Annotated in this window: 10 protein-coding genes; 4 read left to right on the top strand and 6 right to left on the bottom strand. The window is 69.0% G+C overall.

From position 1 onward, the window contains the following. Positions 1–18: 18 nt before the first annotated feature. The 3 genes from R1101_RS0109810 to R1101_RS0109800 form a co-directional block, all read right to left on the bottom strand. On the bottom strand, positions 19–810 hold the full coding sequence (locus tag R1101_RS0109810; RefSeq protein WP_016933264.1) for an FAD:protein FMN transferase: 792 nt from the start codon (positions 808–810) through the stop codon (positions 19–21). A 97-nt stretch (positions 811–907) separates the two neighbouring features. Next, the gene (locus R1101_RS0109805; RefSeq protein WP_016933263.1) at positions 908–2,530 is read right to left on the bottom strand and encodes an acyl-CoA dehydrogenase family protein; all 1,623 of its coding nucleotides are present in this window, start codon (positions 2,528–2,530) and stop codon (positions 908–910) included. After that, positions 2,527–3,174: a TetR/AcrR family transcriptional regulator gene (locus tag R1101_RS0109800; protein WP_016933262.1), complete on the bottom strand. Its 648-nt coding sequence runs from the start codon at positions 3,172–3,174 to the stop codon at positions 2,527–2,529. Before R1101_RS0109800 ends, R1101_RS0109805 begins: the two co-directional genes overlap by 4 nt. Before the next feature lie 59 nt (positions 3,175–3,233). Between R1101_RS0109800 and R1101_RS0109795 the strand changes: the two genes are divergently transcribed. Then, positions 3,234–4,457 (top strand): hypothetical protein, encoded by a 1,224-nt coding sequence (locus tag R1101_RS0109795; RefSeq protein ID WP_026003093.1) that lies wholly within the window; start codon positions 3,234–3,236, stop codon positions 4,455–4,457. Positions 4,458–4,512: 55 nt separating this feature from the next. Then, on the top strand, positions 4,513–6,039 hold the full coding sequence (locus R1101_RS0109790) for a carboxylesterase/lipase family protein (protein ID WP_016933260.1): 1,527 nt from the start codon (positions 4,513–4,515) through the stop codon (positions 6,037–6,039). A gap of 6 nt (positions 6,040–6,045) precedes the next feature. Here R1101_RS0109790 and R1101_RS0109785 read toward each other — a convergent pair whose 3' ends face one another. Genes R1101_RS0109785 through R1101_RS0109775 form a run of 3 tightly spaced genes read right to left on the bottom strand, consistent with a single transcriptional unit; the run spans position 6,046 to position 7,693 of the window. Further along, the gene (locus R1101_RS0109785; RefSeq protein ID WP_016933259.1) at positions 6,046–6,372 is read right to left on the bottom strand and encodes a cupin domain-containing protein; all 327 of its coding nucleotides are present in this window, start codon (positions 6,370–6,372) and stop codon (positions 6,046–6,048) included. A gap of 35 nt (positions 6,373–6,407) precedes the next feature. Next, the gene (locus R1101_RS0109780) at positions 6,408–6,893 is read right to left on the bottom strand and encodes a dihydrofolate reductase (protein WP_016933258.1); all 486 of its coding nucleotides are present in this window, start codon (positions 6,891–6,893) and stop codon (positions 6,408–6,410) included. Then, positions 6,893–7,693: a thymidylate synthase gene (locus tag R1101_RS0109775; protein ID WP_016933257.1), complete on the bottom strand. Its 801-nt coding sequence runs from the start codon at positions 7,691–7,693 to the stop codon at positions 6,893–6,895. Before R1101_RS0109775 ends, R1101_RS0109780 begins: the two co-directional genes overlap by 1 nt. A 73-nt stretch (positions 7,694–7,766) precedes the next feature. On the opposite strand from R1101_RS0109775, the gene R1101_RS0109770 reads away from it, so the two are divergent. Continuing rightward, positions 7,767–8,633 carry an Fpg/Nei family DNA glycosylase gene (locus tag R1101_RS0109770; RefSeq protein ID WP_016933256.1) on the top strand — a complete coding sequence of 289 codons (867 nt, stop codon included), beginning with the start codon at positions 7,767–7,769 and terminating at the stop codon, positions 8,631–8,633. Positions 8,634–8,784: 151 nt separating this feature from the next. Continuing rightward, positions 8,785–9,522: an AAA family ATPase gene (locus R1101_RS0109765; protein ID WP_026003092.1), complete on the top strand. Its 738-nt coding sequence runs from the start codon at positions 8,785–8,787 to the stop codon at positions 9,520–9,522. Positions 9,523–9,784 lie beyond the last annotated feature (262 nt).

The raw sequence follows: 9,784 nt of genomic DNA, 5'->3' as shown, positions 1-9,784 counted from the left end.
GGGCGTGACCGCTCTCGGTCACGCTGCCTTCGGATCGGACCACGCCGTGGTGGTCCGCACCCGGCCATGAGTGTCGACGAGACGCGCGGGCAGGTCGTACTGCTCGAGCCACGACACGGCCCCGATCCCCCGCTGCAGCGCCGTCGCCGCAGCCGCATCGGCCCACACCGCGTCGGGAGCGATGACGCTGACCAGACGCCACCGCTCCGGGTCGGCGACATCGCTGGTGTGCGACGCCATCGCCGATCCGGCCGGCAGTTCGACGGACCCGCGATCCGGAAGCGGCACCTGCCATCCCCCGGCCGGGGCGTGACCCGCGGTGGCCATGACATCGCCGATGCGTACGAGCGCCCCGCATTCGAGCAGGCTCGCGACGAGCGCCGCCGAGTAGTCGACGGTGTCGGCCACGGCCGTCGCGCCGAGTTCGAGACTCACCCCGAACGGGGCGAGCACGACGTCTCCCTCGATCTGCACGTCGCGGTAGGTCGGGATGGGATGGATCGGCGGGATGGCACCCGCGTCGACGGAGGCGTCGTCGGAGTCGACCGGAGTGACGGTCCCGCCCGTCATACGGGCCGCCCACAGCGCCGACCGCACCATCGACGCCAGGCGGGGGCTCATCGTGACCGGAGTGCCCTGCGCGAGATTGACGGAATGGATCTCGGCGTCGCCCCGGCGGCTGTCGCTGACCGCCTCGGATTCGGCGACGACGCCGCGCACGATCATGCGGGCACGGTGCAGTGCATGCGGCTCGGTCACCGCGAGTGCGATCTGCCGACCCCACTCCCACCATTCGTTGCTGCCGACCATGACGGGCTCCACCCGTGTTCGATATCTCGCAGGATGTATTCCAGTATGCCCGCGGCCTACGACAGGTGACAGCGCTGCAGGATCGGGCCCGCCCTCGTCAGACCCGCTCGAGGATCGCGGCGGTGTCCACCCCGGTCGGCAAGGTGCCCATCGCAATGCCCCAGTCGTCGTCGAGCCGGCTCCGGCAGAACGCCTCCGCGACCGCGGGGTGCCCGTGCCGGACGAGCTGGGCTCCCTGCAGGACGAGAGCCATCAGTTCCACGACCCGCCGTGCCCGGTACTCGGCGTCCTCGAGGTCGGCGAGCTCCTTGCCCACCCGGGCGATCGCCGAATCGAGCCGGGGATCGGAGCCTTCCGCGAGCCGGACCTCGGTGAAGAACGCCTCGACGGTGTCGGGTTGCCGGGCCATGGCCCGCAGGGCGTCGAGCGCCGCGACGTTTCCGGACCCTTCCCAGATCGACATGAGCGGCGACTCGCGGTACAGCCGCGGCATCCCCGATTCCTCGGCGTAGCCGTTGCCGCCGAGACATTCGAGGGCTTCGGCCGTCAGGGCGGGTGCACGCTTGCACACCCAGTACTTGGTGACGGCCAGCGCGATGCGACGCAGAGCGGCTTCCTGCTCGTCCCCGGCGGCGCGGTCGGTGGCCCCGGCGAGACGCATCATGATCGTCGTCGCAGCGTCGGATTCGACGACAAGATCGGACAGGACGTTGCGCATGAGCGGCTGGTCGACGAGCAGCGCGCCGAACGCCGTCCGGTGGCGGGCATGATGCACCGCGCGCAGCGTCGCGACCCGCATGTTCACGGCCGATCCGATGACGCAGTCGAGTCGCGTCATGTTCACCATCTCGATGATGGTGTTGATGCCGCGACCTTCCGGGCCGACGAGCCAGCCGATCGCGTTCTCGTACTCGATCTCGGAGGAGGCGTTCGACTTGTTGCCGAGCTTGTCCTTCAACCGCTGGATGCGGATGGCGTTGCGGGTGCCGTCGGGCAGGACGCGCGGCAGCAGGAAGCACGACGGTCCGTGCTCGGTCTGCGCGAGCGTGAGGAACAGATCGGACATCGGGGCGGACGTGAACCACTTGTGCCCGACGATCGTGTACGAGCCGTCCGCGTTGGGGGTCGCGGTGGTGGTGTTGGCGCGCACGTCGGAACCGCCCTGCTTCTCGGTCATCGACATCCCGGCGATGAGGCCCCGTTTCGTGGAGGGTTCCCGCAGCCCGAAGTCGTAGTGCGGGGCGGCCAGCAGCGGTTCGTAGCGCTCGGCGAGTTCGGCGTTGTGGCGCAGCGCCGGAATCGCGGCATAGGTCATGGAGATCGGGCACATGTGCCCGGCGTCGGTGTGTCCCCACACGTAGAACTTCGCGGCCCGGGCGACGTGCGCGCCGGGACGCGGATCGCGCCAGGGCGCGGCGTGCAGGCCGTTCTCGACGGCGACGGTCATCAGGTCGTGCCAGTGCGGATGGAACTCGACCTCGTCGATGCGGTGGCCGTAACGGTCGTGGGTGTGCAGGACGGGCGGGTACTCGTCGGCGAGGCGACCCCAGTCCTGGGCGCGGGGGCTGCCGGCCAGGGCGCCGAGTTCACGGACCTCGTCCTCGGCCCATCTCGCCCCCTCGCGGCGCAGCCCTTCGAGCAGGGCCGGATCGTCGGCGGCCCGATAGGGCTCGAGGTCCGGGGCCTGGTTGAACACCTCATGGGTGGCGGGAAAATTCACGGCTTCACTCCTGACACGATGTCGTTCCGGACGGCAGGGCACCCGGCCGCCCGCAGGGCGAGGACGACGAGATCGGGGACGGTGGATTCGGCCGCGCCGCGCAGGCGACCATCGGTCGCGCCGCGCAGGCGGCCGGTGAGGACCTCACCGACCGCCCCGACGAGGGCGGCGGCGGTGAGTTCGACGTCCTGGCCGGGGAATTCACCGGCCGCGATGCCGTGGTTCACGGCGTTCGCGAAGGCCGCCGCGAAAGCGCGACGCAGCACGAGCCGTTCGGCGTCGACCGCGGCGTCGACCGGTTCGGCGAGCAGTGCGTAGGCGAGGGTGGGATTGCGCAGCGCACGCCGGGAGAACGTCTCGACCACGGCGCTGACCCGGTCGGCACCGGATCCGGCTGCGGCGGCGGCCGTCACGGCCTCGACCTCACGCCCGCACAGTTCCCGGAAGATGCGCACCATGAGGTCGGACTTGTCGACGTAGTGCCGGTAGACACTGCCGGTGGCGACGCCGGCGCGTTCGGCGACCGCTGAGACGGACAGTCCGCTGTAGCCGCGCTCGCTCAACAATCCCACGGCGGCAGCGGCGATCGCCTCGCGCTGCGCGTCGAGTCGCTCCTGTACTGCGGGTGTCCGCCGGTACGCCACACCAAGAATTGAACCTCGGTTCAGTGCTTCGGTCAACGGTCGGCGCTACGGTCGGACCTGTGAATCGACTCAGCGTCGTGGACGAGATGTTCCTCCACCGCCACAAAGGAACCGGCCTGCCGTCGGTGATGCAGGGCCTGTGGCGCACCGACGAGACCGTCGACGCGACCCTGTTGCTGTCCCTCCACGACGTGCTGTCCGAAGGCCCCCTCGGACGCCGCGTGGTCCGGTCCCGGGTTCCCGGCGCGCGCCCCCGGTTCGAGCCGAACACCCACGTCCATCCGCTGCGCTATCCCGCGACGCCCATTCCCGACGACGAACTCCTCGCCTGGGCCGACGAGCACGCGAACGTGAACGTCGATCCCGAACTCGGTCCCGGCTGGGCACTCGCCGCGACCCGCCTCGCGAGCGGCGGCACGGCGCTGTCGATCGTGTGCTCACACGTTCTGACGGACGCACGGGGATTCGTCCGCGCGGTCGCCGACGCCCTTGCCGACCGGCCGCGGCGACCGGACCCCGGTCGTCACTCCGACCTGCGCGACGCGATGCAGCTGCTCCGGAAGGTCGGCGGCGGACTGCGCAGCGTGAAGTACACACCCCGCACCGAGAAGGCACCCGCACCACAGACGGTGCGCGCCCGGCCCCGCACCGCGCTGGTCGACGTCGACGCCGCGCAGTGGACGGCACTCGCAGCAACGGAGGACGGCACTCCGAACGCCCTGCTGCTCGCCGTGTCGGCCGGCGTCGCCCGCCGCGCCCGGATCCCGTTCCCCGTGCGCATCTCCGTTCCCATCGACGACCGGGCAGACGGAACCGTCTCCAACGGTGTGTCGATGGTGGGGATCTCCGTCGACGAGGGCGACACCGTCGCCTCGATCCGCGCCCGCGCCGCGCAGGCCTACACGCAGCCGCGGGAAGGGGCACCGCACAACATGCCGGCCGAGATCCTGCAACTCCTCCCCGACCTGCTCGCCGCCCGCGTCGCGCGGGGCGCCGGCGAGCGGGACCTGTTGTGTTCCAACATCGGCGCCGTGCCCCGCGAACTCACCACCCTGGGTCCGTACCGCACCACCGGGATCGCGATGCGTGCCATGCATCCGGGACTCGACACCCGGCCGGCCCGCACCGCGACCCGGCTGTCGGTCTACGCCTGCCACACCGACGAGCGGTACACGCTGGCGTTCGTGGCTCTCGACGAGGAGCGCTTCCCCGACACCTCGACGCTGCGCACCTACGTTCGGGCCGAGCTCGCGGGCCGGGGACTCGAGGCCCACGCCTGGTGACGCCGATCGCGGAGGCGGCGGCTACTGTGACGCCCCGTCACGTACAGTGCAGAGCATGACGGCCGAGACCCACGTCACATTCGCCGACGGGACCGTCCGCGGTTCCCGGCTCGGCGACCTCCTCGCCTGGCGCGGCATCCCGTACGCCGCTCCCCCGGTCGGTCCGCTGCGACTGCGCGCGCCGCAACCGGTCGAACCCTGGACAGGGGTGCGCGATGCGACGCGGTTCGGCAATGCCGCACCGCAGCGTCCGCGTTATGCCGAGACGGGGCGTCGTGGGGTGCGTGTGCGTCCCGACGAGGACTGTCTGACCCTCAACGTGCTCGCCCCGGCCGGACGGGTCCACGCGCCTCGACCGGTCATGGTGTTCATCCACGGCGGCGCGTTCACCCTCGGCACGAGTGCCCTGTCGGTGTACGGCGGCGAGTCGCTGGTCCGGCGCGGCGATGTGGTCTACGTGTCGGTCAACTACCGCCTCGGAGCGCTCGGCTATCTCGACTTCGGCGCCTTCTCCACCGAGTCGACGCGGTTCGATTCCAATCTCGGCCTGCGCGACCAGGTCGCGGCACTGGAGTGGGTGCAGCGCAACATCGCCGCTTTCGGCGGCGACCCCGGAAACGTGACGATCTTCGGCGAGTCCGCGGGAGGCACCTCGGTGACCACCCTGCTGGCGACACCCGCCGCGCGCGGACTGTTCTCCGCCGCGATCGCGCAGAGCCCGGCACCGAATCTCGTGGTCACCGCCGACCGCTCGGCCGAATGGGGCCGGAAGTTCGTCGAACTGCTCGGCGCCGATCCGGAGTCGGCGGCCCGGGCGCTCCTCGACGCCTCACCCGTCGAGCTCGGACGGGTGGGCTCCCGGCTCGGGGCGCAGGTGCTGCGCGCGACTCCCGGTCTGCATCCCTTCGGCCCGGTCGTCGACGGCGATTTCGTTCCGCTCCAGCCGCTCGAGGCGTACGAGACGGGTGCGGCGCATCCTGTTCCGCTCGTGCTCGGGACGAACGACCGCGAAGGTGCGTTGTTCCCGAAGTTCCTCGACGCGCTGCCGACGAGCCCGCGGCGGATCGACGCGTTGTTCGCCGCGACCGACCCGGAGGCGAAGGATCGCATCACGGCGGTCTATCCGGGATATCCGGACGAGCGTGCCGCGATCGATCTCGGCGGCGATCTCACCTTCTGGTATCCGTCCGTGCAGATCGCGCAGGCGCATTCGCGTTTCGCGCCGACCTTCATGTACCGGTTCGACCTCGCCCCGCGACTGTTGCGGTGGATGGGCTTCGACGCGACCCACGCCGTGGAGTTGCTCGCGGTCTTCGACCAGAGCGGCGAACCGCTCGGCCGCGCCCTCACGGCGCTGGGGGGCCGACGCGGTCTGCGTACGGTCTCCGCGGCGATGCAGCGCCAGTGGCTGAACGTGGTCCGGCACGGCGAACCGTTGCCGTCGTGGCCGCGCTACGACGAGAACGACCGTGCGACAGTCATTTTCGACGAGGTCACGCGTGTCGAGCGCGATCCGCGCCGCGACCGGCGACTCGCGTGGGAGGGCTACCGCGGGTACACCGCTCCGGCACCCGTCCGGTGAGCGCCGCTATTTCGCCACGGTGAGCAGGAAGGCGACGTCCTCGATGGCGCTGACGCTGTGCCGCACGGCCGGGATGATGATCAGATCGCCCGCCGAACCCTTCCACACGTCGTTGCCGGCGACGAGCTGGAGCTGACCCGACAGCACCTGCAGGGTCGCCTCGCCCGGGCTGTCGTGCTCGCCGAGTTCGTGCCCCGCCAGCAACGCGACGACGGTCTGCCGCAGGTGCTTGGTATGCCCACCGAAAACCGTCTGGGAGCTGCGTCCGCTGCTGGACGTCGCTGCGAGTTTGAGCTGCTGCCGTGCCATGGCGGTCAAGGAGAGCTTGTCCATGTACCGCAGTATCGCTCAGATGCCGCCGCGAGAACTCAGCTTCGGGCGTACCGGATCCAGCGGAACCTGATTCCCTTGGTGGACGTCAGCCATTCTCCGGGATCCGCCACCCACTCGGCGCCGATCGGAGGTGCGGTCGCATCTCCTGCGACGTCGAGGTCGACCTCGGTCACGAGCAGCTGCGTCGCGAACGGCATCGCCTGCGCGTAGATCTGGCCCCCACCCATGACGACGACCTCGTCCTCACGGGCGAGTGTCAGTGCGTCCTCGAGGCTCGTCGCGGTCTCGGCGCCCTGGGCCGACCACTCGACGTTGCGGGTGACGACGATGTTCCGGCGTCCCGGTAGCGGCCGGAACCTCGGCGGCAGCGAATCCCAGGTGAGCCGGCCCATGATCACCGGCTTTCCCATCGTCGCGTCCTTGAAGAACGCCATGTCCTCGGGGATGTGCCACGGGATGGTGTTCTCCCGGCCGATCACACCACCACGTGCCTGCGCCCAGACGAGGGTGACATCTCCCATCAGACGGCCACCGGCGCCTTGATCGCCGGGTGGTGCCGGTAGCCGACGACCTCGACGTCCTCGTAGCGGTAGTCGAAGATCGAGTCGCGCGGGTGCAGCTTCAACGTCGGGTAGGGATACGGCTCACGAGTGAGCTGTTCGGTGACCTGTTCGAGGTGGTTGGAGTAGATATGGCAGTCGCCGCCGGTCCAGATGAACTCGCCGGGTTCGAGGCCGGTCTGCTGCGCGACCATGTGAGTGAGCAGCGCGTAGCTCGCAATGTTGAACGGCACACCGAGGAACATGTCGGCGCTGCGCTGGTAGAGCTGGCAGCTGAGCTTGCCGTCGGCCACGTAGAACTGGAAGAAGGCGTGGCACGGCATGAGCGCCATCTTGTCGAGCTCGGCCACGTTCCATGCGGAGACGAGGATGCGACGCGAGTCGGGGTCGGTGCGCAGCGTCTCGAGGACCTGGCCGATCTGGTCGATGTGCTGTCCGTCCGGCGTCGGCCAGGAGCGCCACTGCACACCGTAGACCGGTCCGAGGTCGCCGTCGGGCGCCGCCCATTCGTCCCAGATGGTCACGCCGTGCTGCCGCAGCCACTCGACGTTGGAGTCGCCGCGCAGGAACCACAGCAGCTCGTAGACGATGGACTTCAGATGCACCTTCTTCGTGGTGATCAGCGGGAAGCCCTCGGACAGATCGAAGCGCATCTGGTGGCCGAACAGGCTTCGGGTTCCGGTGCCGGTGCGGTCGTTCTTCTCGGCTCCGGTGTCGAGAATCAGGCGCAGGAGATCTTCGTAGGGCGTCGGCACAGTCACGAGGGCAGTCTATCCGTGACCGAATCGTGCCCGTCGGCACCCGAGACGGCGCCTGCGACCGTAGCCTGGTCCCATGCCCGAGCTCCCCGAGGTGGAAGCACTTGCGGTATTCCTGCGCGAGCATGCCGTCGGCAGCGTCGTCGGACGCATCGACGTCGCAGCGCTGAGCGTGCTGCAGACCGCCGACCCGCCGATCACGGCTCTGCAGGGACGCGACATCACCGGCACCTCGCGCTTCGGCAAGTTCCTCGCGATCGACTGCTCGGGCCTGCACCTGATCACGCACCTGTCGCGCGGCGGCTGGTTGCGCTGGCTCGACGAGCCGTCGCAGACTCCCCCGAAACTCGGCCGCGGTCCGCTCGCCCTCCGCGTCCACCTGTTCGCCCCCGACGCGACGACACCGGCCTTCGACCTCACCGAGGCGGGTACGAAGAAGCGACTGGCGGTCTGGGTCGTCGACGATCCGCAGAAGGTACCCGGCATCGCCCGCCTCGGCCCCGACGCGCTCGCCCTCACGCGCGACGAGTTCGCCGCGCTCCTGACCGACAGCACCTCACGCCTCAAGACGTTGCTGATCGACCAGAAGATTCTCGCGGGCATCGGCAACGCCTACTCCGACGAGATCCTGCACGTCGCGCAGCAGTCACCGTTCGCGACCGCCGGACGGCTGACCGACGACGAGGTGACCGCGCTGTACGGGGCGATGCGATCGGTGCTCACCGCCGCCGCCACCCGCTCGGTCGGGCAGGACGCGGTGCGCCTCAAGGGCGAGAAACGGTCGGGGCTGCGCGTGCACGGCCGCACCGGCGAGCCGTGCCCGGTGTGCGGCGACACCGTCCGCGAGGTCTCCTACACCGACCGTTCGTTCCAGTACTGCCCCACCTGCCAGACCGACGGGAAGATCCTCGCCGACCGGCGGATGTCCCGCCTGCTGAAGTGACGTACGCGCCGTGCAGATCCGGTCCCGGGTTCGCGAAAGGAGTCGTGACCGCTGCCGGCTACGTGACGCTCGTAGCCCAGTCGGTGTGGCGGTCCGCCGCGTGTGAAGCTCTCCCGCTCGAGCCGATAGGGGCCGGTAGTCTGGCCGTGATATGAGTGATCTGTTCTCGAGTCTTCCAGTGCGTCGCATCGAGGAGCATCGTCTTGCCCCGATTTCACGAGACACGTGGCCTGCCGGCATCCCCGCTGTACGCCAGATTCTCGATGAGGGACTCGATTTCTCGCCCCTCACGGTGTTCGTGGGCGAGAACGGCGCCGGCAAATCAACGATAGTCGAAGCGGTCGCCGAGGCGTACGGGCTGGGAGTCGAAGGCGGCACCAGGAACTCGCTCCATCGAACCCAGCGCACAGAATCAGGACTTGCCGAGCATCTGCAACTCGTACGGGGTGCAGGAAGCTCCCGACAGGGAGTATTCCTGCGAGCAGAGACGATGCACGGTCACTTCTCATATCTCGATGACGTCGGTGTCTCCGGGGTACACAACTATCAAAGCCACGGCGAGTCCTTTGTCGAGTTCTTCGCCACTCGGTCCGGGATCGGTGGTCTGTGGGTGTTCGACGAGGCCGAGTCTGCTCTGTCATTCAACGGATGCCTCGCGTTACTGGCGCACATCCGTGAACTCCTGGCGAGCGGGTCGCAGGTGATCATGTCCACCCATTCGCCGATCCTTGCGTCACTTCCCGAAGCGAAACTCTTCGAGATAGGCGAATGGGGGCTACGAGACCGTGAATACGACGAACTCGACATGGTGCAGAGTTGGCGTTCATTTCTTGATGCGCCTGGCCGGTATCTCCGCCACCTGACTGCCGGCGGCAGACTGGGCGACTGAACCGGTGTGTCCCTCACAGGAAATCGCAGCTCGTTCGATTCTGTTCGATCCCTGATGCGGGCAGGCACTTGCTCGTCTTGCTGAACACCTCGACTCGCCCCTGTGGTCGATCGTCTTCCCGCTCGGCATGTACGCGGTAGCGCGGATGCGGCTCATGCGGCCGGTCGACGAGCGCGACCGGCCGTGACTGCACGCGTGCGAGCCCGCCCCACCTCGCCGTACCAGCGGACGGCGAGCACGACGGCCAAGGCGACTCCGACCG

Source organism: Rhodococcus sp. R1101, assembly GCF_000278445.1.
In the GTDB taxonomy this organism is placed as follows: Bacteria; Actinomycetota; Actinomycetes; order Mycobacteriales; family Mycobacteriaceae; genus Rhodococcus; species Rhodococcus gordoniae.
Note: the sequence above shows the minus strand (reverse complement) of the source record. Positions and strands in the feature narration are given on the sequence as shown.